We start from the raw sequence: 25,578 nt of genomic DNA, 5'->3' as shown, positions 1-25,578 counted from the left end.
CATGGTGAGGCCACTCCACGATCGGTCCTGACACGACTGCTCTCGAGGACACCGCCGCTCAGCGTGCGGCGGGCTTCCCGTCCGCGGCCCACGCCACACCCAAGGCGAACAATGTCGACACGCCGTACTGCTCCATCGCGGCCGCAATGCGGCGCCGACCTGTTCGCGGGTTGATCCCGAGCCGGCGAGATGCCGCGTCGAGAGTGACGCCCTGCTTCATCAGCGCAAGAAGCGGCGTCCACGGCTGCTGCACACCACCGATCGGCTCGCCGCGACGCCAGAGCTCGCGGAACAGGCTTCGGCCCAGCTCAGCGAGGGCCGCGTTGCGGATACCGACCACGCTGGACGGCCACCCCTCTCCCCATTCGATCGGCAATGCGAGCACCTCGCCGTCGATCCAAAACCAACTCGGAAGGTCGTCGAGAAGGCGGAACTCCACCCCGACGGCCGCGTAGCGCTCGGCGATCGCCACGAGCCGGGCGTCCCCTGCCATCGAACGCGGGAGCAGGGCCCGCACCGATCGCTTGCCGGCGAACATTTCCGCGAAACGACTGGCTCGCGCGGGATCGGTCTGCAAGTAGCGTCCGAGATCGGGAAGCACAGACCAGGCGGTGTCACTGTCCTCCTGCGCGATGTCGTACCAGAGGTCTTCCGCCGCCTGCGGCCCATGCCGCACGAAAACGGGAACGACATCACCGGATGCCTCGCCCACAGCCCAGTGACGCAGCAGAGCCGGCAGGTCTGCCACGAGCGCCTCGATCCGTGAGACGGACTCGTCAGCTGTCTGCCGCATCGCACGCACTTCGCGTTTGACGACGTCGGCCGTCCACATCGCCGGCGTCGCATACGCGATCGTGCCGTCGCGAACCGAGATCGCACCTGCCCGCGCGAGACGCGCAACGGCGTCGGCGGCCTCGCCCTCGTCAGCGTGCGCGGTGGCGGCGAGCTCCGCCACCGACTTCGGGCGGCTGCTGTAGATCAGTTCGAGCAGTTTGCCATCTTCCATGTCCACCTCCGGAGCGCGTGTAGACACCATTATGGCGCTTGTGACCGGATCCGGACGTCCTCTAGAGGCCATGTCCGGAAGCGGTGGTTGTTTTGTCCGCTTCCGTCCATGCACAATTATCCCTAAGGGGACAGGAATCCAGGGCTTCGTATGCGCGCCCGGGAAGCCACTGGTCCCTTAAAAGATAGTCAACGGGAGGCAGCGGCATGAACAGCATGAGCAGCACGAACAAGGGCATCTTCCACGTAGTCGCCGTCTCGACGGTGGCAGCACTCACGCTGGCAATGACGGCGTGCACCGCGGGTACCGCGGGGGAACCACCACCCTCGAGCGGGCCCCCCGTCACAATCGGCAAAGCACCCAGCCAGGACGTCGTCAACCTCTACACGGATCGTGACACGGCAGTGGCCGCGGCCGTCGATGCGCTTCCGAAGTACATCGAGAAGGCGCTCAAGCAGACAGGAGTGCCCGGCGCGGGAGTCGCTGTCGTCTCGAACGGCAAGGTCGTATTCGAAGAGGGATACGGTGTGCGGGACGTGACGACGAAGGAACCTGTAGACGTCAAAACCGTGTTTCAGATCGCGTCTTTGTCCAAGCCCCTCTCGTCAAGCGTTGTGGCCAAAGCGATCACCGAAGACGCCGATCTGTCCTGGGAGGATCCGGTCGTCAAATACCTCCCCGACTTCGCGCTGAAGGATCCGTATGTGACCGAGCATGGAAAGATCGCCGACTTCTTCTCGCACCGCACCGGCATTCCGACCGGTGCCGGCGATAAACTCGAGGACATCGGCTTCGATGTCGACTACATCATGGCCCACATGAACCAGATTCCGCTGGCGTCGTTCCGCGACACCTACCAGTACTCCAACTTCGGACTGACGGTGGGCGGCGAGGCGGTCGCGGCGTCGCGCGGGCAGACGTGGGCGCAGACCGCGCACGAACTGCTGTTCGAGCCGCTCGGCATGACTTCCACGACGACCGTCCACGACGAATACCTCGCCTCAGATGATCGCGCAGCAATGCACGCCCGCACCGGAGAAGGAAAGTACGAGCAGCTGTTCGACCGTGACGCTGATGCCGAGGCTCCTGCCGGCGGTGTCGCCACCACTGCCGGCGACATTGCGAAGTGGATGAATATGGTGCTGGCCAACGGAGAGGTCGACGGCGCTGAATTCATCGACCCGCTCGTGCTCGCAAAGACCTATTCCGCCCACTCGATCACCGGTGGCGATGCCAAGAACCTGACATCGCGCACCTCGCACTACGGCTTCGGTACGAACGTCAGTGCCACCGTGACCGGCCGCGTCAACATCAGCCACTCCGGCGCATTCGGGTGGGGTACCGCCACCAACGCCACCATGATCCCCGATCTGAACCTCGGTATCGTCGTGCTCACGAACGGCGCGCCGTCGGGGGTTCCGGAGGCGATCGTTTCGGAGTTCGTCGACCTCGTACAGTTCGGCGCGGAGACGCGCCCCTGGTTGGACATGATGTCCACCTTCTTTGAGGATTTCTCCGACCCGGCGGGCGACCTCGTCGACCAGGAGCCGCCCGCAGATGCCGCGGCAGCGGGTCCGGCCGGCGACTACGTCGGCACGTATACGAGCCCCTACTTCGGCAAATTCGTGGTGACCGAGGAGAACGGCACCCTCACCGGCGCGCTCGGCCCCGAGGGTGGCTACACGTTCAAGATCGATCCGTGGAACGGCGACACGATGTCCTTCGTGCCGACCGGTGAGAATGCGCTCCCCGGTTCACTCTCCTCGGCGGTCTTCGTCCGCAACGACGGGCAGATCACCGGGGTCACCCTGACGTACTTCAACATATTCCCGGAACACGGGCAGGAGCCGAACGGACTCGGCGTGTTTACCCGGGCCGGCTAAACCTCGAACCACCAATCCGCCAGCTGGCCCAGGATGCTGGGCTGCGCCAGCTGGCGGATCGGTGACGGAGCGTCCCGAGCGACAAGGACGCCAACGCCGGTGCAAGTGTTCCGTTGGGATGTCACTTTTCTCAGTTTCGTGTCACCAATCGTTGGCCTGGGTGGAGGCCCCAGCAGGACCAAGAATCCCGGGTTGGTGGATATGCCGCGCGTCCCGCAAGGGGAAGCACAGAGTGCGCCTCAGGAAGAGGCTATAGGAATGCGTCGCAGTCGAATACGTCGTCGACAGCGGAGAGCAAATCGTGCTCGGGAAATTCAGCCTGCTGAATGACGAAATCAGCCCTGCTGCAGACCGCCCAGCGCAGCATCGATAAGAACCACAGCGGCCGTCTTCGCATGGGCGGCAACGGCCGGGTCCGAGGAGATCGCCGCTGTGCTCTGTGCGCCTTCGGCGAGGATGGAAAGCTGCGCACCCAGCGGGCCGGGGGCGCCCAGTTCGCGTACAAGACCGGCCATGTAGACCTGGAACGACTCCTTATGCTCACGCACGAGCTGAGCGACTTCTGGATGCGTCCCCCCTAGTTCGCCAAAGGCGTTGATGAACGCGCAGCCGCGGAAGGATTCCGTGCCGAACCAGTCCTGGAGGTAGTCGTAGACCGCGAGCAGCTTGTCGCGAGGGATGGTTCCCGCAGCATCGACCCGTTGGGTGAGCCCGGCTTCCCATTCCTCGTGCTTGCGATTGAGCACGGCCACAACGATGTCATCCTTCGATGGGAACACTGAGTATAGGCGGCGCAGGGATACACCGGACGCGGTGCGCAGTTCGTCCATCCCGACGGCGGCGTAGCCCTTGGCGTAATACAGGTCCTCTGCTGCGGAAAGTATGCTCTCCCGCGCTTCGTTGCTCGTCATTCTTACAGTCTACTTGACATGAGAACGATCGTTCCCTAAAGTTATGAACACAGCACGAGAACGATCATTCTCTGCTCAACTGGAAGAGGGAACCATCATGGCTTACATCACCGTTGGAAGCGAAAACAGTACCTCGATCGACATCTACTACGAAGACCAGGGTGCAGGCCAACCCGTCGTCCTGATCCACGGCTATCCCCTTGACGGACACAGCTGGGAGCGCCAGACCCGGGCACTCCTGGCCGAAGGCTACCGCGTCATCACGTACGATCGCCGGGGCTTCGGCCAGTCAAGCAAAACCGGTACAGGCTACGACTATGACACCTTTGCCGCCGACCTGAACACGGTCCTCGAGACCCTCGACCTGCAGGACGTGATCCTGGTCGGGTTCTCAATGGGCACCGGGGAGCTCGCACGCTACGTCTCAACGTTTGGCCATGCACGTGTTGCAAAACTCGCCTTCCTGGCATCACTCGAACCTTTCCTGGTTGCCCGTGAAGACAATCCCGACGGCGTTCCGCAAGAAGTGTTCGACGGCATTGCCACCGCGGCCAAGGCAGATCGTTTCGCGTGGTTCACGAACTTCTTCTCCGACTTCTACAACCTCAGCGACACCCTTGGTTCACGGATCAGCCAGGAAGCTGTGACAGCAAGCTGGAACACCGCCACCTCCAGCGCGCCGGTTGCCGCATACGCTGTAGTTCCTGCATGGATCGAGGACTTCCGCGGAGATGTGGAGGCGGTCCGCGTCAGCGGAAAGCCGGCACTTATCCTGCACGGCACCGCCGACAACATCCTCCCGATCGACGCCACCGCACGCCGCTTCCACCAGTCGCTCCCGGAGGCGGACTACGTTGAACTGGAAGGTGCACCCCACGGGCTGCTCTGGACGCACGCCGAAGAAGTCAACGAGGCCTTGCTTTCCTTCGTCAACAAATAACACCGGACGGCAACGGCAGCCCGGCGGGCAATCGTCCCGCCGGGCTGCGGACGCGCGCCCACCGCGACTGTCAAAGATTCCGCTCACCGCCTACATTTTCGCCAATGCAGGGGGGCCGTTGACTATCGGGTGGTGACTGCACTATTACGCCGCACGTGCAGGTGTTGACACCAGCACGTGTTGAGCTTCGAGATCAATTTCGCCGCCTCCAGCGCGAGACCTTCGAGCAGATTACCTCGCCCTGGCCCGACGCCGAACGTCTCCAGTTCACGAGACTCCTGGTCAGAAACGCTGTCGACAGCAGTCGAAACATCTAACGATCGGGTGCAACCAGCCACAGCAACGCATCGATGCGACAAACGGAAAGGCCTCGGGAAGAGCACCCTGGTCGCGACTCTCCGCGGACGACACCTTGGAGGATGGTCTTCAGCCGCACGAACGGGGGTGGCCCACAAAGTTTCAGTTCCTCATCTGGGTGTTAGTGCCATGAAAAATTTCCAACAGGCGGCCACTTAACTGCCCGCGGGGGCGAGATTCCAGCGATCGAAGCAACACTTATTTCAAGGTGATTCGATATGCACGCTCGTTCTTCCTCTCCAGCAGGTGCCTGCCTTTTGCCTTGATTTCGGCGTGACGGGTTACGACGCATGGCTGTTATTGAAGCAATGTTTCTGGCGTCGTCCTGTTGACGATTCCCGCCCCTTAAACAACAATTAGGTATATGCCTAAGTATTACAACGAGCTTGACGCTGTACTCCGTGCTCTCGCGGATCCGACGCGACGGGCAGTCGTGGAACGGTTGGCGAAGTCCCCCGCCGTCGTCTCCGAACTCGCGGCACCGTTCTCCATGGCGTTGCCGTCGCTCATGCAGCACCTGCGCCTCCTTGAGAACTCGGGCCTGGTCACGTCACAAAAACACGGACGTGTCCGCACCGTGAGCCTGCGACCGGGTGCCCTCGACGTCCTGCACCTGTGGCTCGGAGAGCAACGAACTCCCGCAGAACACCAAGCCGACCGTCTCGGCATCCACGTGACCCGCACCACCACGAAGGAGACCTGATATGACCCGCATTCGCATGGACCTGTTCGTCTCGCTGGACGGCTACACCTCAACAACTGCCCGATCACCCGAAAATCCGATGGGTGAGGACTGGGGCCGCCTCACGGCGGCCTACTCTGCCACCCGCACATTCCACGAGCAGGTCTTCGGCGACACCAGCGGCACAGGCACCACCGGCATCGACGACTCCCACGCCGCTGCGTTCTTCAAGGGCGTCGGTGCCGAGATCATGGGCGCGGCCATGTTCGGCCTGCACGCGTTCCCCGATGACCCGGATTGGAAGGGCTGGTGGGGTGACCAGCCACCGTTTGGCACCCCGGTGTACATCCTCACCCACCGCGCACCTCGTCCGTCGATCCCGATGCAGGGCGGAACGACATTCCACTTCCGCAACACCCGAATCAAGGACGTCCTGGCTGAAGCGACAGAAGCCGCGGGCGGCCTGGACGTGCGCATTGGCGGCGGAGTCGGCACCGCCCGCGAATTCCTGCGCGCCGGCCTGGTCGACGAGTTGCACCTCCTGATCGCTCCGATCGTCCTGGGCCGCGGAACCCGGCTGTGGGACGACCTGGCCGGTCTCGACCTCACCCACAAGGTGACGACTGAAATCGCCGAGAGCGGCACAATCCACGTCACCTTCACGCGATAGGACGCACACATGACAACCGAACGCCGACTCGCCCACGCCGGGTTCACCCTGGCCCGCGACTACCCCGTTCCCATCGAGCGCGTCTGGGACGCATTCGCCGACGCGGACCAGAAGCTGAGCTGGTGGGGCGCCGGTGACGCCGCTGAGCCCGGCGAGTGGGTATTCGACTTCCGCGTCGGCGGACGCGACGTCGACGAGGGGACATTTCACAACGGTCCGGTATCGAGGTACGAGGCCACGTATACCGACATCATCGAGCATGTCCGCATCGTCACGACGTACGACATGTGGCTCGACGGGGTCCACATGTCGACGTCCGTGGCATCCTTGGAATTTGAGCCAATCAACGAGGGCACCCGTTTCACGCACGTCGAGCACGGCGTCTTCTTCGACCAGTTCTGGGCCGACGGGCCGGGCCGTGAGGAAGGCACCCGGGGCCTGCTCGAGGCTTTGGGCAACTACCTCAAGTAAGGCACCTTGCACCACCCGGCCATGCCCACGGGCCCGACGACGCTATTGGGCGCGGCGCTTCCAGCCGCCGGCCAGCCGCTCTGCCAGCCCCAATGCTTCAAGCCGGCCCAGCCCGGACAGGACTGTGGCTGCACTGAGGCCCGCAACAAGGCACAACTTTTCAACGGTTGAGGCCATGCGCAGCGGGAGGGCATCCAGGAGCAACAGGTCCTGTGTACCCAAACCGTCATACAGGGCCGCCTGCACCTGTGGTTCGACAACAAGGTGCTCGCCCATGGCGCCGGCAAGCTCGGCGATGTCGGCGGCGTCGGTGACGCAGACAGCGGAGCCTTCCTTGAGCAGCCGGTGGCACCCGGCCGAATTGGCGGAGTACACGGAGCCCGGCACTGCCCCGACCACCCGGCTGAGACCTTCCGCATGATGGGCGGTGTTGAGCGCCCCGGAACGCCATCTGGCTTCCACCACCACCGTGACCGAACACAGTGCGGCGATCAGGCGGTTGCGCTGCAGGAATCTGTACCGGGTCGGGTTGGTTCCGGGCGGCACCTCGGCCACCACCAGCCCCCGTTCTGCAATGGTCCGCAGCAGGTCCTCATTCCCGGAGGGATAAAACCTGTCCACTCCCCCGGCCATCACGGCGATGGTCGGCGGCCGGACGCCCTCCGGCACCGTGGGCAAGGGCGGCATGGGCAACGCGCCGCCGGCGCTGAACGGACTGCCGGCGCTGAAGGCGCTGAGCGCCCCGCGGTGGGCTTCCGCGTCAATGCCGTAGGCGCCACCGCTGACAACAGTGAATTCACGCTGCACCAGCGAACTGGCAATCTCCGCCGTGACGTTGGCCCCGTAGCTGGTGTTGTCGCGGGATCCAACCACGGCGATGCACCTCGACTGTGCCGGAATTTCCCGTCGGCTTCCCCTGCACCAGAGGGCTATGGGGGCACCCAGTTCCAAGTCGTCAAACGCTTCGGGCCAGTGGTCGTCCTCCGGAATCAGCAGCCCTCCTCCCATTCTTTCCATTGTGGCCAGGTCGCGTTCGGGGGCAACATCGACCAGCCGCGGCCGCCATCGCCCCAAAGCCTCCGCCAGCCCTGTCCACCGTTCGGTGCCTGCAGCGTTCAGGACGTCGGTGACCTGGCGTTCGATCCGGGCGTTGGAGGAATCCCCGCTGCCAATCAGGGCAAGCGCTTCTTCCGGCCCCAAAACCTGGATCAAGGCCAGTCCCGGCAAATCCGAAGGTTCCATCAGCCGGGTCAGGGCGGCCCTGGCAACACGCAGCCCCGTGCCCGAAGCATTGGTTTCTGCGTTGCTCATAGTCCTTCTCCTCGTTGCCGCAATGTCAGCGCCAGCCCAACGTCATCGCTGCCCGGGCGCTCCCGTCCTTGAAGGTCTGCCACGGTCCAGGCCAGCCGCAGCACCCGGTCGTAGCCGCGGGCACTGAGCACGCCCGTGCCCATGGCCCTGTCCAACAATGCGGTGTCGTGCCCGCCCAGCCGCAGGGGTCCGCGCAAGATCCGCCCTGTCAGGTCCGCGTTGTGGGCAAGCCCCCATTGTTTGAGCCGTTCGCCGGCCAAATTGCGCGCCAGCTGCACCCGGGCGGCCACCTGGGCGCTGGATTCACGTTTCCCGGCGTCAGCGAGCTGGGACAGCTGCACCTTGTTGACCTGCAACTGGATGTCGACCCGGTCAAGCAGCGGCCCCGAAAGTCGGCCAAAGTAGCGCCGACGTGCCATGGGCGTGCACTCACAGCTGATGCCCTTGCCCGTGGCCTTTCCGCAGGGGCAAGGGTTGGCGGCCATGACCAATTGGAAGCGGGCAGGATACGCTGCCGTGCCGGCAGAGCGGTGCAGCACAAGCTCCCCACTTTCCAGCGGCTGGCGCAGGGCGTCTAGGACCCGCTTGTCGAATTCTGGTGCCTCGTCAAGGAACAATACGCCCCTGTGGGCCCGGGAGGCGGCGCCCGGACGCGGTATGCCGCTGCCGCCACCGATGATGGCCGCAGTGCTGGCTGAATGGTGTGGCCGTTCATACGGCGGGCGGCGCATCAGCTCCACCAGGCCGGATCCCCTATGCTCGAGGGAGTGGATGGCGGTGACCTCCATGGCCTCGACATCGCTGAGATCCGGCAGGAGTCCCGGCAGCCGTTCGGCCAGCATGGTTTTGCCTGAGCCGGGCGGGCCGACCATCATCAGGTGGTGGCCTCCTGCGGCCGCGATCTCCAGGGCAAGCCGTGCCACCGGTTGGCCTGACACCTCTGACAAGTCAACACTTTGCCGGCCCACGGCCGATTCCGGTGCCGCCTCAGCCGCATCGGCGCCGGGACCCCAGGTGCCGTCGAGGCCTGCCAGGTTCTTGGGATTGGCGCCAAAGTCGATGGCGACCTGCGCCAGGCAGTCGTAGCCGCGGACCTTCGCCCCTTTGACCAGCCGGGCCTCGGCCAGGTTGGCGGTGGACACGACGAATTCCTTGTGCCCGGCCAAGAGCGCCGCAAGCACGGCCGGCAGCACGCCGCGGACTGGCCGCAGCCGCCCGTCAAGTCCCAGCTCGGAGATGAACACGGTTCCGCCCGTGCCCCGGACGTCGCCGGCGGCATTGAGCGCAGCCATGACGATGGCCAAATCGAATCCAGACCCCTTTTTAGGCAGGGACGCGGGCACCAGATTCACAGTGATCTTGCGCCGGCTCAAGGGAATCCCGGAGTTTTGAGCCGCCGAACGAATCCTGTCCCGGGCCTCCTGCAAGGACGCATCGGGGAGCCCGAGCAAGATGAAGTTTGGCAGTGTCTGGCCAATGTCGGCCTCCACCTCGATCACGTGGCCGTTCAGGCCCACGAGCGCCACGGCAAGGGCCCTGCCCATTCCCATCAGGCCACGCCCTTGAGGTGGTCGATGCTGGGCGGAGCCGAGTGGTCCATGATGATGCCGACCGCGTCGATGCGCAGGGCCCCGATGACATGATGGTGTTCGCGTGCCCACAGCACCGCCAGGGTCCGCAACCGCAACAGTTTCGCCCGGGTCAGCGCCTCCAGCGGATCCCCGTACCGCCGGGACCTGCGCGTCTTCACCTCAACGATGACAAGTTCGTTGCCGTCAAGGGCCACCAGGTCAATTTCACCGCTTGCACACCGCCAGTTGCTGTCGATGACCCGGATCCCGCGGTCCTCCAGATAGTCCGCCGCCACCCGTTCACCGCTTTGGCCCAGTGCGTCTTTTGCTCTCATGACTGCCTCCACTTCCAGCTTTGCTGGCTTTGAGGTGCAGCAACAGCTCCCTGGCGCCGATTGTGGACAGCCCGGCTGCCAGCACCGCCTGTGGGGGAACAAAGCCGCCATCACCGGGGCGGAGCAACATCCATCGCCCTGCTCTGCGGTTAACGGACGACGTCGGCGACCTGCCCGGGTGGGGCGGGTCGCCGACGTCGTGCCTTGGCAGGGTTATTTGCCTAACGTGCAGGGTCTTGCCAGGTCAGCTGCCGGCGGCCTCACGGACCAGTTCCGCGCAGCGTTCGCCGATCATCATGGTGGTGATGTTGGGGTTCACCGTCACGAGTTCCGGCATGACAGAGCCGTCGGCCACACGCAATCCGGTGACGCCCTTGACCCGCAGCTGCGGATCCACTGGCGCCATCGCATCGTCGTCGGCACCCATCCGGACGCTGCCGGCCGGGTGGTAGACGGTGTTGTGCGTGCGGCGGATGTAGTCGGCGATCTCTTCGTCGCTTTGCACATCCTGCCCGGGGTACAGTTCCGTGCCGGCCCACTCGGCCATGGCCGGCTGGGCAACAATTTCCCGGGCCCGGCGGATGCCGGCGATCATCACCGTCATGTCGTGGCCCTCGGCGTCGGTAAAGTAGCGCGGGTCCACCTTCGGCTTGTCACGGAAGTCCCGGCTGCGCAGCCTGACGGTGCCGCGCGACTTTGCATGCGTGACATTCGGGGTCAGGCAAAAGCCGTTTTCCGTCGTCGGGTAGCCCTGGCGCAGCGTGTGCATGTCGAACGGCACGGACCCGTAATGCATCATCAGGTCCGGGCGGTCCAAGCCGCTGCGGGTCGGTGAGAAGATGCCGATCTCCCACCACTGCGTGGATTCCGCCACCATTGGCTGCTTCGCATCCCACTGGATGACGCCTTCGGGGTGGTCCTGCAGGTTCTCGCCGACGCCGGGCGAATCCACCCGTACGGTGATGCCGTGCCCGCGCAGGTGCTCCGCCGGGCCAATGCCCGAAAGCATCAGCAATTTCGGGGTGTCAATGGCCCCGGCGGACACGATCACCTCGCGGCTGGCCTTCAGCGTGTGCGTGCGGCCGAAAGCCGAGTCCACCACGTTGACGCCCGTGCACTTGTTGGCTTCGTCAAAGGTCAGCTCGCGGGCCCGCAAATCCGTCAACAAGGTGAAGTTCTTCCGGTCCATGATCGGGTGGATGTAGGACACGGAGCTCGACGCGCGGGTGCCGTCGGGCTGGCGATTGATCTGAAAGAAATTCGCGCCGTTGACAACCGTGGTGTTGTCGTTGAACTTCGCCCGTGGGATGCCGGCTTGTTCGCAGGCGTCCAGGAGGGCCACACCGCAAGGGTCCGACGGCGGCACGTTCATGAGCTTGACCGGTCCGCTGTCGCCGTGGTGCGGTGCCCCGGCGCCGGCGTCATCATTCGTTTCGAGCTGCTTGAAGAGCCGGTAGCCCATCTCCGCATTCCAGCCGGTGGCCCCGTGCACCGATTCCCAGTCATCCAGGTCTTCGCGCGGCGCCCAAAAAGCAATGCACGAGTTGTGGCTGGAACAACCACCCATGACCCGTGCCCGGGCGTGGCGCATGAACGAGTTGCCGTTTTCCTGCTCCTCGATGGGGTAGTCCCAGTCGAGTCCGGACTCCAGCAGCTCCATCCAGCGGTCAAGCTGGAGGATTTCCGGCAGCCCGTGGTCGTCCGGTCCGGCCTCCACGAGTGCCACCTCGACGGTGGGGTCTTCGCTGAGCCGGGCTGCCGCGGCAGCACCTGCCGAACCTCCACCAATGATGATGTAGTCAAAGTTGCGGTTGGCTGCTTCTTCAATGGTCGTCATGTGTTACTTCTCCTCCTGGGTGGGGCGGGCGTCGTGGTCGGCAAACCAACCGGTGACCTGCGGGTCGAGGTTTTGGTACACGTGCTTGGCTTCCTGGTACTCCCCCAGGCCGGTGGGGCCCAGTTCGCGGCCCACGCCGGATTGTCCATAGCCGCCCCATTCGGCCTGCGGCAGGTAGGGGTGGAAGTCGTTGATCCAGACGGTGCCGGCGCGCAGCCGGCCGGCCACGCGCTGGGCTTTGCCGGCATCCTGGGTCCAGACTGCCCCGGCGAGACCGTAAATGGTGTCATTGCCCAGGGCCACGGCTTCGTCCTCGGTGCGGAACGTTTCGACAGTGACGGTGGGGCCGAACGCCTCATCGACAAGCACAGACATGCCGGGAGCAACCTGGTCGATGACAGTGGGCAGGTAATAGTGCCCCTCCGCCCTCGGGCCCTCGGCGTGCGGTCCGCCTCCGTTGCTTGTTGCCGATCCCCTGGCGGCACCGACCTCAGCAGCGGAGGCAGGACGTCCGCCACAGCGGATCCGTGCACCTTCGTCCCGGCCCTTGCGGACGTAGGCATCAACCTTTTCCAGGTGGGCCGCGGAGATCAGCGGGCCGGTCTCGGCCTGCTCGTCATAGGGCCCGCCCAGGCGGATGCCGTCCGCACGGCGCACCAGCTCGCTGACGAAGTCTTCGGCGATTGATTCCTCCACAATCAGCCGTGCCCCCGCGGAGCACACCTGGCCGGAGTGCACAAAGGCGCCGTTGAGGGCGTTGTCCAGGGCCGCGTCAAAGTCTGCGTCCGCGAAGATCACGTTGGGGTTCTTGCCCCCGAGTTCCAGGGCAACCTTCTTGACAGTTCCGGCGGCGGAAGCGGCAATGCCGCGTCCGGTGACCAGTCCGCCGGTGAAGGAGACCATGTCCACGTCCGGGTGGCTGGACAGGGGAGGTCCGACGGCGGCGCCGGCCCCCGTGACGAGGTTGGCGACACCGGCGGGCAGCCCCAGCTCATCGAGCACGTCCAGCATCAAGATGGCTGTGGACGGGGTCAGTTCGGCGGGCTTGAGCACGAAGGAGCAGCCGGCTGCCAGCGCCGGGGCGATCTTCCAGGAGGCCTGCAGAAGCGGGTAGTTCCAGGGTGTGATCATGGAACAAACACCGACCGGCTCGTACACAATGCGTGAGAGCACATTGTTGTCCGAGGCATCAACGATCCGTCCGGCCTGTTGGCCCGACAGGCGGCCAAAGTAGTCAAAGCAGGCGGCGATGTCGTCCATGTCTATCCGGCTCTCGAGGATCCGTTTGCCGGTGTCCGCGGATTCGGCGCGGGCAAATTCTTCCTTTCGCTCCCGGAGCCGGGCGGCCACCTTGAGCAGGAAGTCTCCGCGTTGCGGGGCGGGGACGGAGGACCACACGCCCGAATCAAAGGAGGCGCGGGCTGCGGCAATGGCCCGTTCGGAGTCTTCCGCGGTCCCTTCCGAGACCGTGGCCACGAGCTGGCCATCGGCGGGGCAGGAAATCTCGCGGGTGCCTCCGGCCGCAGCGGGCGCCCACGCGCCGTCGATGAACATGCTTCCGGCCCTGATGGCAACCGGTCCGGCAGAGTGTTGTTCGGTCATGATTTCTCCTGATCAATTGCGTCGTTCGGTGGTGTGGTGGCGTCGGCCATGGGTGCGTCGTCGACAGTGTCGAAGTCGCCCTCCCAGTCGGTCGTGGCTTCGCTGGTTTCAGCGATCTTGCTGACTCCGGCGGTTCCGCCGTTTTCGTGGAGGAAGGCCACATGTATTTCGTAGTGGTCCAGCACGTCGGCAATGACCTGTTCCCGGCCGCAGCCAAAGAGGTCGTAGCCGTGGCTGCCTTCCAGTGAGAACACTTCCATCCGGTAGTAGTGTTCGGTTTTTACGGAAGCTCTGGCGTAGGTCGGCACTTCACGCTGGACAGGATACAACTGGTACTTGAAGGCCCGCTCGTCCCCATGCTGGATCAGCAGGTCGGCCGTGCCAATGCCTGGCGGTTCCACGGTGCCGAAGTCCAGCTCGGCCACAATGCCCTGGGCGGCGAATTCGTCGCGCACTTCTTCCAAGGCGGGGCGGGCAACCTCGGTCATGAACTTTTGGGCCTGCCGCTTGCCCGGATAGTTGACAGCGCTGGCCAGCCGTTGTTTCCAACCGCGCCGGCTGTCATGGCCGGTGCCTTCGGCCCGCGAGGACAGCACGCTGTGGAGTCCGGCCCGGTAGCTTCCGGCCAGCGCGTTCTCCACCCGAAGCGCCTTGTACAGGCCCAGCATGATGAACAACAACACCACCGAGAAAGGCAGACCCATGATGACTGTGGCATTTTGCAATGTGGCCACTCCCCCGACCAGCAGCATGGACAGCGTCAGCAACCCGGTCGCGACTGACCAAAAGACACGGACCCATTGGGCACCGTCGGCGCCGGGGTCCTTCAACCGTGAGGTGAAGTTGGCCATGACGAGTGCACCGGAGTCGGCGCTGGTGACATAAAACAGCAGGCCGGTGAACGTTGCGACGGCTGCCGTAAACGTGGCTCCGGGGTATTGGTCGAGCATCAGGTAAAAGCCGCGTTCGGGGGTGTTCATGGCCATTTCGCCAAAGGCAGCGTTGCCGCTGCGCACCAGGTCCAGGGCGCTGTTGCCGAAGATCGAGATCCACAGCAGGATGAACGCAAAAGGCACCACGAGCACGCCGCCGACAAACTGGCGGATGGTCCGGCCGCGGGAGATGCGGGCCAGGAACAAGCCGACGAAGGGGGCCCAGGCGATCCACCAGGCCCAGAAGAACAAGGTCCAGCTGTTAAGCCAGGCGTCCGGCCGGTCATAGGCAAAGGTGTCCAGTGCCATGCCCGGGAACCGGGAGATCGTGTCGCCGATGTTCAGGATGATCCCGTCCAACAGGTAGCGGGTCTTGCCGGCGAAGAGCACGAACAGCATCAACGCAATGCACAGGATGACGTTGAGTTCCGACAGGCGCCGGATTCCCTTTTCCACGCCGGTGAGCACGGAGACGGTTGCCATGATGACGGCAACGGCGATCAGCGCAATTTGCACCGACGTGTTTTCGGGGATGCCAAACATGAAGTTCAAGCCAAAGTTCAGCTGGGCAACACCGATGCCCAGGGACGTGGCGATGCCGAAAATTGTGCCCAGCACCGCGGCAATGTCCACCGCATCTCCGAGCCCGCCGTGAATGCGCTTGCCCAGGATCGGGTACAGCGCCGAGCGGATGCTCAGGGGCAGGTTGTGGCGGTAGGCGAAGTAGGCCAGGGCCAGGCCAACGAGCGCGTAAAGTCCCCAGCCGAGGATGCCGTAGTGGAACAGGGTCCAGGCCATGGCTTGGCGCGCAGCCTCAACGTTGCTGCCGTCGCCCGCAGGCGGGGCCAGGTATTGGGCGACCGGCTCGGAGACCGAGAAGAACATCAGGTCGATGCCGATGCCGGCGGCAAACAGCATTGCCGTCCAGGTAAAGAGGTTGAAGGTGGGTCGCGAGTGGTCAGGTCCCAGCCGCGTTTTGCCTACCTTGTTGAAGGCCACGGCAATGACGAACGCCAGCACCAGGACGACCACGAGCGAGTAATACCAGCCAAATGTGGTGCCAACCCAGCCCACGACCGAGCTGATGACAAGGTCCGCGCCTTCCTGGTCGATGATGGCCCAAAGTGCGATGGCCAACACGCCGCCGGCTGCACCGAAAAAGACCACTTTATTGATGGGGTTTCGCCCACCGGCCTCGTCGCTGGTTCCGGCCGGCGGTCCGCCTCTGGTTTTGGGCATGGATTCGATACTTTTGTTTCGACTCATGACTGCATGGTAACAAGCCGCAACCAGTAAATTGGCTGCCCGGAACATGTTACGGGCCGGTAAGTAGGAGGGAAGTCACATCCAAAGCTGCATCCGTGCCGGCCGGCGGGACCACGCAGATCCGTCCAAAACTGTTGCCCCGCAAGGCAATGGACGACGGCGGAACCTGCCTTCCGCCGTCGTCCATCCATAAGTTTTGCCCACCCGGGCAGCGGCTCACTTGCGGCCCGCTTTCAGGAGGCGCTGGGGCCTAGTAGGCCACCGTGAAACGCTGGCGGCTGTGGGCCGGTGACTCAATTTCGTCAACAACCGCAGTTGCGAGGTCTGCGCCTGAAATATTGGACTCTCCCGCGTCGTCGACAAGCAGGATGTCCCCGCCGATCCTGAACTTGCCGGTGGCCTCCCCGGGGACCCAGGCGCCAAATCCGCCGGCGGGGCTGACATAGAACCAGTCAAGCTCACCATCGCTGGCGCGCAGCGCCGTCAAAAGTGCCTCGCCCGTTTTGGCCTCAGGCAGGATTTCTGCCGGAAAGCTGCCTGCGTCCATCAACTTGGGACCGCCTGGAGCAACCAGCAGGGATGCTGCGCCGCCAACTACGCCCAGCCGCACACCAGCTTCCCGGGTGAGCTCGATGAGCTGCCCCAGGACACCTTCGACCTTGCCCACCATCTCGCCGCGCGGGGACACCGTCTCAATCACGATGTCGGCGTCGGAAACAGCCTGGCCAAGAAACGCATGATCAAGCACGGAACCTGTGACATAACTGGCGCCATCAACGGGGTTCTCCGGCAGGTTGCGGCTGTAGGACGTCACTTCGTGGCCGCGCGTGACGGCTTCACGAACAATGTTGCTGCCCGCATATCCGGTTCCGCCGATTACCTTGACTCTTGCCATTTTAGACACTCCTCGCCTGTGGACCAGCCACTTTTTCGAATACTTACCTTTAGAGACTAACAGACTTTCCAATAGAGAGTAACGCGCTGATAGAGAGTGAAAACTTGATAGACTGGCCTGGAAGGCCCAACTTGGAAAAGAGCATCATGAACCAGCCCGAATGGAATCCCTACGACCGCAACTGCCCCTCGCGGCAGGTGCTGGACAGAATCGGCGACCGCTGGACTGTCTTGGTTGTTGGCGCGTTGACCCGGGGCCCGCTGCGGTTTTCCGAGCTTGCGGCCGCTGTCGACGGTGTCTCGCAAAAGATGCTCACACAGACCCTGCGCGGCCTGGAACGCGACGGCCTTGCCACCCGCACGGTTTACGCCCAAATTCCACCGCGCGTGGACTACCAATTGACGGACTCGGGCATCAGCCTGGCCCGGCCCATACTTGCCTTGGAAGAGTGGGCCAAGGGCCACATGCCCGACATTCTCAACGCCCGCGTGCTGTACGACGCCGGACATCCGGAGCAGGCACGAAAAAGCTGACCCCGCTCCAAGCCGCGGGTGGCGCAGCCCGGCCGGCCGGTGGACGGCTCAGCGGGCCGGCGGATGGCTCAGCCCAGCGGGCCGAGCTGGCTGTCTTTGGGGACCTGCAGGTCGTCGGTCTTGATCAGTTCCTCAACGTTGACGTCCTTGAAGGTGATGACCCGGACGTTTTTCACGAAACGGGCCGTCCGGTACACATCCCAGACCCACGCATCCTGCAGGGTCAGGTCAAAGTACACCTCGCCGTCGGCTGAACGGGCCTGCAAATCAACGTGGTTGGCCAAATAAAACCGTCGTTCAGTTTCAACCACATAGCTGAACAGGTTCACCACGTCGCGGTATTCACGGTAGAGCTGCAGCTCCATATCGGTTTCGTAGTTTTCCAGATCCTCAGCGCTCATGCTTCCATCATCCATCACGAGGGGCCCACTTACCCAACGGACGCGAAAGCACTGAAATGGCGGTGGCTGAAACTAGACGAGCCGCCAGGTCTTGCGGTGGTGGTCGGTGGGGCCGAGTTCGGCAATCGCGGACCGGTGCGCCACAGTGCCGTAGCCCATGTTGGATTCCCAGCCGAAGGCGGGAAACTGTTTAGCCAGGCCGCTCATGATGCCGTCACGCTCCACCTTGGCCAGCACACTGGCGGCGGCAACCGACTGGCAGGTCAGGTCGGCCTTGATGCGCGTCTGAATCCGCCACGGTGCGACGGGGGCTGGTGGCAGTGCCGCCGCAAACAGGTCAAGGTCTCCCTGTACCGGTTCGGACAGCCAGTCCTGGTTGCCGTCCAAAATGACAAAGTCGGGGATCAGCACCTGGGCGGCCTGGGCCATGGCTCGTTGGCCGGCGAGGCGAAGGGCGCCCACCAGGCCCACGGAATCAATTTCGTGCGCTTCGGCGTGCCCCACTGCGCTTGCTTCGGCCCAGTCGATGATGTCGGGAACCAGTGCCTGGCGCACCGGAATGCGCAGCAGTTTGCTGTCCTTCACGCCGGGAAGTTCCGTGGCCGTGGCTGCATGGATGATGACCACGCCAACACTGACGGGGCCTGCCAGCGATCCGCGGCCCACCTCATCACAGCCGGCAACAAATTGATAGCCCTGCGAAACGAGTTCGCGTTCCCAGTCAAGGGTGGGTGCGGCTGCAGCCATTACTCGCCTGCCGGGACGTGCTGCTGCGAGCCGACGCTGGAGCTGGCGGAGTCGGGGACATCGTTGAAAACGTCGGGGTAGTTGCCCAGGATGCCCCAGTGGGTCACCGGCCAGGCCACGACCACGGCCCTGCCCTCAACATCTGCTACGGGCACGAACCCGGTGTGGTTGGAGCTGTTGTGGAAGCGGGAGTCCTGGGAGTTGTTGCGGTGGTCCCCCATGACCCACAGGTGCCCTTCGGGAACGATGACATCAAAGGTGGTATCCGACGGCGCCGCCCCCGGGAACAGATAGGGTTCGGTTATTGCCACGCCGTTGACGCTCAGCTTTCCATCGGCGCTGCAGCACATGACGTGGTCCCCCGGCAGTCCGATGACGCGCTTGACGAGGTGCTGCTGGGAGTTGTCGGGCGCCAGCCCAATGAAGGTCGCAACGTCGCCGACCCAGCCAATGGGGCCGTCGCTGGCAGGCTCGGAATTCAGCCAGCCCTGGGAGTCCTTGAACACGACGACGTCGCCGCGTTTGAGGCCCATTGGTTCGGGCACCAGCAGGTTCACAAAAATCCTGTCCTGGATTTGCAGCGTGTTTTCCATCGACCCGGAGGGGATGAAAAAGGCCCGGAACAAGAACGTCTTGATCAAGAATGAGAGGACAACTGCAATGACGATGATGATCAGCAGCTCCTTGACCCACGACCAGACCTGTCGGCCCAGGCGCTCGGTGGCAGTGCCAGAGCTGGCGGTGCCGGAGCCGGCGCGGGTGGCCGGCTCGGGGGCGGGGGTGCCGTCGGCGGCGACCGCATCGGAGGCAGCGTTGGCGTCATCCGTGCTGCCGGGCTGACCGCCGTCGTTGGTATTGGTGTCGTCGTTGCTGTTCACGCCGGCCTTGGCGTTGTGGCGGCCCGCGTTCGAATGGCGGGCCCGCAGGTCTTGCTGCACCCGTTCTTCGGGGGATTCCTGGGCGCCATCATTGTGGGGTTCGGCGCCGCCGGGTTGACCCGGCTCACTTTCTTGCATCAACGTATATTTCCTTAGCAAAATCAGGTCAAAGAATTCTCGGACACACCGCTGCCGGCGCGAAGGCCGCCGGCACCTGCACCACCGCGGCTACGGCAGGGCAGCTCCATCGCTGTCAATCAGGTGCAGCCGCCCCAACGGCCACACAGTTGCAAGAGGCGAACCAATGACCTTTGACGTGGAAATCAAACCGCCGCCGGGGGCACCCAGGAGTGAGCGTGAATCCAGCGAGACACTCCGGTGATCACCCATAAGCCACAATTTACCCTGTGGGACCGTCACCTCGAACTTCAACTCGCTGGGCTCATCACCAGGATGCAGGTAACTCTCAGTCACGGGAACACCGTTGACCTCCAGGAGCCCGTCGGCCGAGCAGCACTTGACGGTGTCGCCGGCAACACCCAGCACACGCTTGACGTAAATGTGGTCGTTGGGCACCAACCCGAGCCACTGCCCCGCGGCAACAACCCCGTCAGCAACAGGGCCCGCACCCGATTTCAGCGGCGTGAAGGAACCCCTGCCGTCAAACACCACGACGTCGCCGCGCTCAATGGGATGATTGGCAAATGCCAAACGGGAGACCAAAACCCGGTCGCCGGTCAGAAGAAGCGGTTCCATCGAGCCCGAGGGGATGTAATACACGTCCACCAGGGCGTTGCGCACCAGCGCCAGGAACACGAAGATGATGGCCACTGCCACAACAACAAAACGCCAGCCCAGTTTCCTGGACTGGCGTTTCGCTTGAGTCAAAGTGCGATTCCCTTTGTTACTTGGCGGGAACGTTGTCGCGCTTTTCCTTGATCTTTGCTGCCTTGCCTCGCAGATTGCGCATGTAGTACAGCTTGGCGCGACGAACATCACCCTTGGTGACGACTTCGATCTTGTCCAGAACCGGGGAGTGCACCGGGAAAGTACGCTCGACGCCGACGCCGAAGGAGATCTTGCGGACCGTGAAGGTCTCGCGGAGGCCATCGCCGTGGCGGCCAAGGACAAAGCCCTTGAACACCTGGACACGCGAGCGGGAACCTTCAATAATGTTCACGTGAACATTGAGGGTGTCGCCGGCACGGAAGGGGGGGATGTCGCTGCGCAGGCTGGCTGCGTCAACAGAATCGAGAAGATGCATTTTCTCACTCCAGGTAAACGCCACAGGTCATTTACTTTGTGTCACGACTTTCATGGACGGCATAGTGCCAGTCATGGAAATCGAAAAATTGGACCGGATACCTCGGATGGATGACCGGTGTGCCTCGCTGTTGACTAACGCTCCCCCTGTGGCAGGAACGCGCCCAGTAGGCACATGACCTTATTTTGCCACAGTTCGCGGCCCAACAACTAATTCAGCCGGCATCGCGACGGCGCTGACTCCGTCACGGCCCATCCGACTGCGCGGCTCATTCGCTGTCGCGGCGAACTGCCCTGCCATCGACGACGGCGTAGCCCAGGTCCCAGAGCACGTTCCGGTCCGTTTTGCTGAACTTGGAGACGTCCAGGGCGTCGATCAGGTCCGGCCGTCGGTCGGCCGTCCGGCGCAGCTGCAATTCCTTGCGGAACTTGGCAATCTTGCCGTGGTTGCCGCTGAGCAGCACCTCGGGAACGTCACGCTCGCGCCAGCTGGAGGGCTTGGTGTAGACGGGGTATTCCAGTAGGCCGTCAGCATGGGATTCCTCGACGAGGGATTCGGGATTGCCGACGACGCCGGGGATCAGCCGGCCGATGGCCTCCACCATGGCCAACACTGCCACCTCGCCGCCATTGAGGACGTAGTCCCCCAGACTGACGGGGCGGACGATGTAGTCATCGGCTGCCCATTCCAGGACGCGTTCATCAATGCCTTCGTAGCGGCCGCAGGCAAAGACCAGGTGTTCTTCCGCTGCCAGTTCGTAGGCAAGTTGCTGGTTGAACACTTCCCCGGCAGGTGACGGCACGATCAAGGTGGGCTTCCCGCCGTCGGACATGGAGGAGGCTGCGGCGATGTCAGTCAGGGACTGTGCCCAGGGTTCCGGCTTCATGACCATGCCGGCCCCGCCGCCGTAGGGGGTGTCGTCGACGGTGCGGTGCCTGTCGGCGGTGTAGCTGCGCAGGTCATGCACAACAAGTTCCAGGATCCCCTCGGTGCGGGCCTTGCCGATGAGGCTCAGCTCCAGGGGTGCCAGGTACTCCGGGAAAATGCTGACTACGTCAAAACGCATTATTCGGGCGTTCCTTCCGTGCCTGTCAGGTCTGCCGCCTCGCCGGATTCATCGTTTTCGGATGCTTCCTTGTTCACGGTAAAAAGGCCGGCGGGAGGGGTCAGCAGCACATAGCCGTCCTCAATGTTCACTTCCGGGACGATCTCGTCGACGAAGGGAACCAACACTTCATCGCCGTCATTGTCCTCGACGATGAGCAGGTCCTGGACGGCCAGGGTGCGCAGGCCGGTGACCTTGCCAACCTTCGCCTTGCCGACCCGAACCTCAAGGTTCAGCAGCTCGTGTTCGTACCAGGCGTCGTCGTCCTCGTCATCTTCGGATTCGAAGTACAACGTGGCGCCGCGCAACAGCTCCGCTTCGTTGCGGGTGGTGGTGCCTTCGAAGCCGAGCAGCAGGATGTCCTTGTTCCAGCGCGAGCTCTTGACCGTCAGGGTGCCAAGCGCTGCCGGCTCCACAACGAACTCGGCGCCGACCGCGAACCGGGAATCGGGGGCGTCGGTGAGGACCAGGGCCGTCACTTCGCCCTTGATACCGTGGGGCTTGCCAATTCGGGCAACCTGAACCTGCATGAGTACTCCTAAGTACTTTCTAAAATAATGGGGAAAAAATTTGGCCCCGTCACCATTATGGTGCCGGGGCCAAACATTTGGCTTTACTGCTGAAAACTACGTGCTCCGCAAGCGGGTCACGAGCCTCCGGGCGGCAGGTTAGCGGCGGCGGTCTGTGTCGACGACGTCGACACGCACCGGTTCACCGTCGGCCAGAGCGGCTACCACTGTGCGCAAGGCACGGGCGGTGCGGCCCTGTCGGCCAATAACCCGGCCCAGGTCGTCCTGATGAACGCGCACCTCGAGGGATTCCCCGCGGCGGTTGTTCTTGACGCTCACCTGTACGTCTTCGGGAGAGTCAACTATCCCTTTGACCAGGTGCTCCAGCGCTTCAGCCAACAAGTTACTCGGCCTCGGTGCTTTCGGCAGTCTCATCCTCGTCGGCCTTCTTGGCCTTCTTGGTGATGGCTTCCTTGACAACGACGTTCTTGGCCTCGGGAGCAACGAATGCTTCCTTCGGGGCCTTGGTCCTCAAGGTGCCTTCGGCGCCCTTGATGCCCTTGAACTTCTGCCAGTCACCGGTGATCTTCAAAAGCTTGAAGACCTGCTCGGACGGCTGTGCGCCGACTCCGAGCCAGTACTGGGCACGATCGGACTTGACCTCAATGAATGAAGGCTGTTCCGTCGGGTGGTACTTGCCGATCTCTTCGATGGCACGGCCATCACGCTTGGCGCGTGAGTCCATGACGACGATGCGGTAGTACGGTGCGCGCATCTTACCAAAGCGCTTAAGGCGAATCTTTACGGCCACTTTTGTGGTTACTCCTGGTTCGAAAAAGGGGCGAATTCCGTGTCACGCTCCCGTGGGGCGGGCCGTTCGACGGATTTCTAAGGACAAGACCTACACGCGGAGAGAGGGGCCACGCGGATCGAGTACCTGTTCATTATGCCAGAAAAACTTCGAGCTGTGCGACGTGTTGCGTGCACATCCGGTCATGAGGTGCCCCACCTGCCCCATAACGCGGATGCCCGACGGCGCACAGCTCCGCCCGGACGCTCCTGCAGCTCAGGGGGTGTCTACCCCGACGCTCCTGCACTTTCCGCTGGGCGTCCCGCCCCATCTGCAGTCTCAATTGCGGAGTTCGCCGAAGATGAGCCGAACTCGCGAAACGACCCACAACATGCACCTATTTCGCGAGTTGGGGTCATGTTCACCGAACGGGCGCGCCACAGCCGCGGGTTGCGGGCATTTTCGGCGCAATCGGCTGGCCAGAGGTGTTCGGGAACGCAAAAAATGATCCCGATCCCGCCAAACGATGCCGGAATTCCGGAATCACGTGGAGGGATCGGGATCATGTTCTGGCCAACCGGGCCCCGACGGCACTCAGCCGTGGTGGAGCACCAACGGGATGGAGCACCGCCGGGATGGAGCCCGGCTCCGACGGCGCTCCGCCACGAAGGAGCCCGGCGGCTACTCTGCGGAGTAGAAGAACAGGCTCATTTTTGCGTTTTCCTCGGCGGCCGAAAGGGTTGCAGCCGACATTGCTGTCAGGGCGCGTAACAGCGGCTCGGTCACCTCGGGGGTGGATTCCATTTCCTCGGCGGCGGCCCATTCGGCAGCCAGGTCCACAACGTCCTCCGGATCCTCGGGGTCGTTCAGCTCGGCGAAGACCTCAAGGAGCGCATCCGGAACAGCAAACAGCGTGTCGAGTTCGATGTCGACAAGGCTCAGCTCGGCGGCGACGCCGGTTGCATGGACCTTCTTGACGGCAAACTCGCCCAGCACTTCAATCTCAAAATCGCTCAGGCCGGGTGTCGGCAGGACCGGCACATCGATGGAGGGTGTTTTTCCTGTCATCCTGGCTTTCGCCCGGGCGACGGCCTGGTGGTGGTCGGCGATGAAGAACTCTGAGTAATTGGCCACGCATAAGCCTTTCAAGTTGAGGTTCCGGGCCGTTTGGCTTCCGGGGCGCCAGCCGCTTTACACGGCTGGGTGTCCGGAACCAACACTAACCCGAATCCGGTTCTTCCACGGATCGTCAAAGACAATCTCGGCGCCCGTGTTGGCGACGGAAATGCCATGGTGGGTCAACCGCGCATGGAGGGCCCCGACGTCGTCCGTCTTGGGCAGCTGGATCAGCACCTCACCGAGGCCCAGGGTGTCCTTGCGGGGGCCGGCGCCGCGGCTGTTCCACACGTTCATGGCCATGTGGTGGTGGTAGCCGCCGGCCGAGACGAACAAGGCCTGGCCGTGGAAGCCGGAGGTCTTTTCAAAACCGAGCGTGTCAACATAGAACTGCTCCGCGGTCTTCACGTCGCCAACCTGCAGGTGGACGTGCCCGATGTCGGCCCCGGACTGGCGCTGGCCGACAACGGATTCCTCGGTCAGGTGCTGCTCGAGGTACTGCTGCGGAGAGAGCGCAAGGGAAGCCATCTCGACTTCGCCGTTCTTCCAGGTCCAGGCGTCGCGGGGGCGGTCCCAGTAGAGCTCAATGCCGTTGCCCTCCGGATCGGTGAAGTAGAAGGCTTCGGACACCAGGTGGTCGGCGCTGCCGGCAAATGCCTGCGGGCTGTACTGGGCGGCCGTGGCGACGGTGGCGGCAAGGGACGCCTGATCGTCAAAGAGCAGCGCCGTGTGGAACAGGCCGGCTTCCCCGCGCCCCGGAACGTGAAGGCCGCCGGCGGGCTGCAGATGCACCAGCGGGGTGCTGCCGCGGCCCAGGTACTGGCCGCCGTCGGCTTCGGCAACAACGTCCAGGCCAAGCGCCTTTTGGTAGTAGTTGCTCATCAGTGTCATGTCGCCGACCCTGAGCATCACGGTGCCCATGGTGAGGTCGGCGGACAGCAGGTCTTGTTGCGTGGTCATTTTCTCTCCAAGGTTCGTTGCACTCATACTAGCGTCAACTACTTGAAGCTTCAAGTTATTCCTTGGGTGGCAGTTTGGCTTCCATGACAATGCGCCGGGCCAGGTCATCCATTCCCCGCCCCATTTCCTCCGCCCGCAGGGCAATCAGCCCGGGCGTCAAGTGCCGCCGCGGAACTTCGGCAAACCCGCAGCTGGCATAAAACGGGCCGTTGAAGGGAATCTCGGCGAAGGTGCACAGCGTCATCGTGCTGAATCCGGCTTCCCGGGCCCACGCCTTTGCGGCGGTGACAAGTGCGCGCCCGATGCCTTGGCGCGCATAGTCGGGGCTGACGGCGAGTTGTTCCAAGTGGGCCTGGCCGTCGACGATTTCCAGGCGAACGAAGGCCATCGGAGGCCTGCCGGCAACCATGATATGGAAGGCAGAGGCGTAATCGTCGGCCGTCCCTGCCGGCGGGAACTCGGAAATGTCCATGGGTGGATCCAACGTTTCAAACGCCGCGTCTGCGTCGGCCTCGATGGACGGCAGAAGCGCAAACTCACTCAATGCGGCCGGACGTATTTCAAGCATGCACCGATCCTACGGCTTGACACCGGCCCCCGTTGATC

At 63.4% G+C, this 25,578-nt stretch carries 28 protein-coding genes; 6 read left to right on the top strand and 22 right to left on the bottom strand.

Going from position 1 to position 25,578, the window contains the following annotated elements:
• Positions 1 to 58: 58 nt before the first annotated feature.
• The gene (locus AC1L6K_RS09825) at positions 59 to 1,006 is read right to left on the bottom strand and encodes a hypothetical protein (protein ID WP_480952502.1); all 948 of its coding nucleotides are present in this window, start codon (positions 1,004 to 1,006) and stop codon (positions 59 to 61) included.
• A gap of 206 nt (positions 1,007 to 1,212) precedes the next feature.
• Here AC1L6K_RS09825 and AC1L6K_RS09820 point away from each other — a divergent pair, with 206 nt between their 5' ends.
• The gene (locus AC1L6K_RS09820; protein WP_480952501.1) at positions 1,213 to 2,889 is read left to right on the top strand and encodes a serine hydrolase; all 1,677 of its coding nucleotides are present in this window, start codon (positions 1,213 to 1,215) and stop codon (positions 2,887 to 2,889) included.
• Here AC1L6K_RS09820 and AC1L6K_RS09815 read toward each other — a convergent pair.
• On the bottom strand, positions 2,886 to 3,014 hold the full coding sequence (locus AC1L6K_RS09815; protein WP_480952500.1) for a hypothetical protein: 129 nt from the start codon (positions 3,012 to 3,014) through the stop codon (positions 2,886 to 2,888). The genes AC1L6K_RS09820 and AC1L6K_RS09815 overlap by 4 nt on opposite strands.
• 210 nt (positions 3,015 to 3,224) lie before the next feature.
• Positions 3,225 to 3,800, bottom strand: a complete 576-nt coding sequence (locus AC1L6K_RS09810) for a TetR/AcrR family transcriptional regulator (RefSeq protein ID WP_480952499.1) — start codon at positions 3,798 to 3,800, stop codon at positions 3,225 to 3,227.
• Positions 3,801 to 3,897: 97 nt separating this feature from the next.
• On the opposite strand from AC1L6K_RS09810, the gene AC1L6K_RS09805 reads away from it, so the two are divergent.
• The 4 genes from AC1L6K_RS09805 to AC1L6K_RS09790 all read left to right on the top strand — a co-directional run bounded on the left by AC1L6K_RS09805 (position 3,898) and on the right by AC1L6K_RS09790 (position 6,920).
• A complete protein-coding gene (locus AC1L6K_RS09805; protein ID WP_480952498.1) occupies positions 3,898 to 4,740 on the top strand; it encodes an alpha/beta fold hydrolase in 843 nt (280 codons plus the stop codon).
• 721 nt (positions 4,741 to 5,461) lie between these two features.
• Positions 5,462 to 5,800, top strand: a complete 339-nt coding sequence (locus AC1L6K_RS09800; RefSeq protein ID WP_480952497.1) for an ArsR/SmtB family transcription factor — start codon at positions 5,462 to 5,464, stop codon at positions 5,798 to 5,800.
• Position 5,801: 1 nt separating this feature from the next.
• On the top strand, positions 5,802 to 6,449 hold the full coding sequence (locus AC1L6K_RS09795) for a dihydrofolate reductase family protein (RefSeq protein ID WP_480952496.1): 648 nt from the start codon (positions 5,802 to 5,804) through the stop codon (positions 6,447 to 6,449).
• 9 nt (positions 6,450 to 6,458) lie between these two features.
• A complete protein-coding gene (locus tag AC1L6K_RS09790) occupies positions 6,459 to 6,920 on the top strand; it encodes an SRPBCC domain-containing protein (protein ID WP_480952495.1) in 462 nt (153 codons plus the stop codon).
• Between the two features lie 42 nt (positions 6,921 to 6,962).
• On the opposite strand, the gene AC1L6K_RS09785 is transcribed toward AC1L6K_RS09790, so the two are convergent.
• The 7 genes from AC1L6K_RS09785 to AC1L6K_RS09755 form a co-directional block, all read right to left on the bottom strand.
• Positions 6,963 to 8,231 carry a DNA-processing protein DprA gene (locus AC1L6K_RS09785; RefSeq protein ID WP_480952494.1) on the bottom strand — a complete coding sequence of 423 codons (1,269 nt, stop codon included), beginning with the start codon at positions 8,229 to 8,231 and terminating at the stop codon, positions 6,963 to 6,965.
• The gene (locus AC1L6K_RS09780; RefSeq protein ID WP_480952493.1) at positions 8,228 to 9,781 is read right to left on the bottom strand and encodes a YifB family Mg chelatase-like AAA ATPase; all 1,554 of its coding nucleotides are present in this window, start codon (positions 9,779 to 9,781) and stop codon (positions 8,228 to 8,230) included. Before AC1L6K_RS09780 ends, AC1L6K_RS09785 begins: the two co-directional genes overlap by 4 nt.
• A complete protein-coding gene (locus AC1L6K_RS09775; protein ID WP_480952492.1) occupies positions 9,781 to 10,137 on the bottom strand; it encodes a YraN family protein in 357 nt (118 codons plus the stop codon). The genes AC1L6K_RS09780 and AC1L6K_RS09775 overlap by 1 nt, the downstream gene beginning before the upstream one ends.
• Positions 10,138 to 10,381: 244 nt before the next feature.
• A complete protein-coding gene (locus AC1L6K_RS09770; protein WP_480952491.1) occupies positions 10,382 to 11,974 on the bottom strand; it encodes a GMC family oxidoreductase in 1,593 nt (530 codons plus the stop codon).
• 3 nt (positions 11,975 to 11,977) lie between these two features.
• Positions 11,978 to 13,576, bottom strand: a complete 1,599-nt coding sequence (locus tag AC1L6K_RS09765) for an aldehyde dehydrogenase family protein (protein ID WP_480952490.1) — start codon at positions 13,574 to 13,576, stop codon at positions 11,978 to 11,980.
• Positions 13,573 to 15,747 (bottom strand): choline BCCT transporter BetT, encoded by a 2,175-nt coding sequence (gene betT / locus AC1L6K_RS09760; RefSeq protein ID WP_480952489.1) that lies wholly within the window; start codon positions 15,745 to 15,747, stop codon positions 13,573 to 13,575. The genes AC1L6K_RS09765 and betT overlap by 4 nt, the downstream gene beginning before the upstream one ends.
• A 277-nt stretch (positions 15,748 to 16,024) precedes the next feature.
• Positions 16,025 to 16,669 (bottom strand): NAD(P)-dependent oxidoreductase, encoded by a 645-nt coding sequence (locus tag AC1L6K_RS09755; protein ID WP_480952488.1) that lies wholly within the window; start codon positions 16,667 to 16,669, stop codon positions 16,025 to 16,027.
• A 146-nt stretch (positions 16,670 to 16,815) separates the two neighbouring features.
• Between AC1L6K_RS09755 and AC1L6K_RS09750 the strand changes: the two genes are divergently transcribed.
• Complete coding sequence (locus AC1L6K_RS09750; RefSeq protein ID WP_480952487.1) at positions 16,816 to 17,202, top strand: winged helix-turn-helix transcriptional regulator; 387 nt, start codon at positions 16,816 to 16,818, stop codon at positions 17,200 to 17,202.
• Between the two features lie 68 nt (positions 17,203 to 17,270).
• On the opposite strand, the gene AC1L6K_RS09745 is transcribed toward AC1L6K_RS09750, so the two are convergent.
• The 12 genes from AC1L6K_RS09745 to AC1L6K_RS09690 form a co-directional block, all read right to left on the bottom strand.
• Positions 17,271 to 17,603, bottom strand: coding sequence for a DUF2469 domain-containing protein (locus AC1L6K_RS09745; RefSeq protein ID WP_444531669.1), 333 nt, complete (start codon positions 17,601 to 17,603; stop codon positions 17,271 to 17,273).
• Between the two features lie 72 nt (positions 17,604 to 17,675).
• Positions 17,676 to 18,350, bottom strand: coding sequence for a ribonuclease HII (locus AC1L6K_RS09740; protein ID WP_480952486.1), 675 nt, complete (start codon positions 18,348 to 18,350; stop codon positions 17,676 to 17,678).
• Positions 18,350 to 19,366: a signal peptidase I gene (gene lepB / locus AC1L6K_RS09735; protein ID WP_480952485.1), complete on the bottom strand. Its 1,017-nt coding sequence runs from the start codon at positions 19,364 to 19,366 to the stop codon at positions 18,350 to 18,352. Before lepB (AC1L6K_RS09735) ends, AC1L6K_RS09740 begins: the two co-directional genes overlap by 1 nt.
• Positions 19,367 to 19,456: 90 nt before the next feature.
• A complete protein-coding gene (gene lepB / locus AC1L6K_RS09730) occupies positions 19,457 to 20,116 on the bottom strand; it encodes a signal peptidase I (RefSeq protein ID WP_480952484.1) in 660 nt (219 codons plus the stop codon).
• A gap of 16 nt (positions 20,117 to 20,132) precedes the next feature.
• Positions 20,133 to 20,492: a 50S ribosomal protein L19 gene (gene rplS, locus AC1L6K_RS09725; RefSeq protein WP_480952483.1), complete on the bottom strand. Its 360-nt coding sequence runs from the start codon at positions 20,490 to 20,492 to the stop codon at positions 20,133 to 20,135.
• Between the two features lie 268 nt (positions 20,493 to 20,760).
• The gene (trmD, locus tag AC1L6K_RS09720) at positions 20,761 to 21,558 is read right to left on the bottom strand and encodes a tRNA (guanosine(37)-N1)-methyltransferase TrmD (RefSeq protein WP_480952482.1); all 798 of its coding nucleotides are present in this window, start codon (positions 21,556 to 21,558) and stop codon (positions 20,761 to 20,763) included.
• Positions 21,558 to 22,127 (bottom strand): ribosome maturation factor RimM, encoded by a 570-nt coding sequence (gene rimM, locus AC1L6K_RS09715; protein WP_480952481.1) that lies wholly within the window; start codon positions 22,125 to 22,127, stop codon positions 21,558 to 21,560. The genes trmD and rimM overlap by 1 nt, the downstream gene beginning before the upstream one ends.
• Positions 22,128 to 22,265: 138 nt before the next feature.
• Positions 22,266 to 22,508 carry an RNA-binding protein gene (locus AC1L6K_RS09710; protein WP_480952480.1) on the bottom strand — a complete coding sequence of 81 codons (243 nt, stop codon included), beginning with the start codon at positions 22,506 to 22,508 and terminating at the stop codon, positions 22,266 to 22,268.
• A gap of 1 nt (position 22,509) precedes the next feature.
• The gene (gene rpsP, locus AC1L6K_RS09705) at positions 22,510 to 22,917 is read right to left on the bottom strand and encodes a 30S ribosomal protein S16 (protein ID WP_480952479.1); all 408 of its coding nucleotides are present in this window, start codon (positions 22,915 to 22,917) and stop codon (positions 22,510 to 22,512) included.
• 660 nt (positions 22,918 to 23,577) lie between these two features.
• Positions 23,578 to 24,030: a hypothetical protein gene (locus tag AC1L6K_RS09700; RefSeq protein WP_480952478.1), complete on the bottom strand. Its 453-nt coding sequence runs from the start codon at positions 24,028 to 24,030 to the stop codon at positions 23,578 to 23,580.
• Between the two features lie 57 nt (positions 24,031 to 24,087).
• Positions 24,088 to 24,972: a VOC family protein gene (locus AC1L6K_RS09695; RefSeq protein WP_480952477.1), complete on the bottom strand. Its 885-nt coding sequence runs from the start codon at positions 24,970 to 24,972 to the stop codon at positions 24,088 to 24,090.
• Between the two features lie 55 nt (positions 24,973 to 25,027).
• Positions 25,028 to 25,540, bottom strand: a complete 513-nt coding sequence (locus AC1L6K_RS09690) for a GNAT family N-acetyltransferase (protein WP_480952476.1) — start codon at positions 25,538 to 25,540, stop codon at positions 25,028 to 25,030.
• Positions 25,541 to 25,578: the final 38 nt, after the last annotated feature.

It is taken from the genome of Specibacter sp. BI4, from assembly GCF_056680095.1.
The sequence above is the reverse complement of the archived record's forward strand: the minus strand, read 5'-3'. Positions and strand labels throughout refer to the sequence as shown.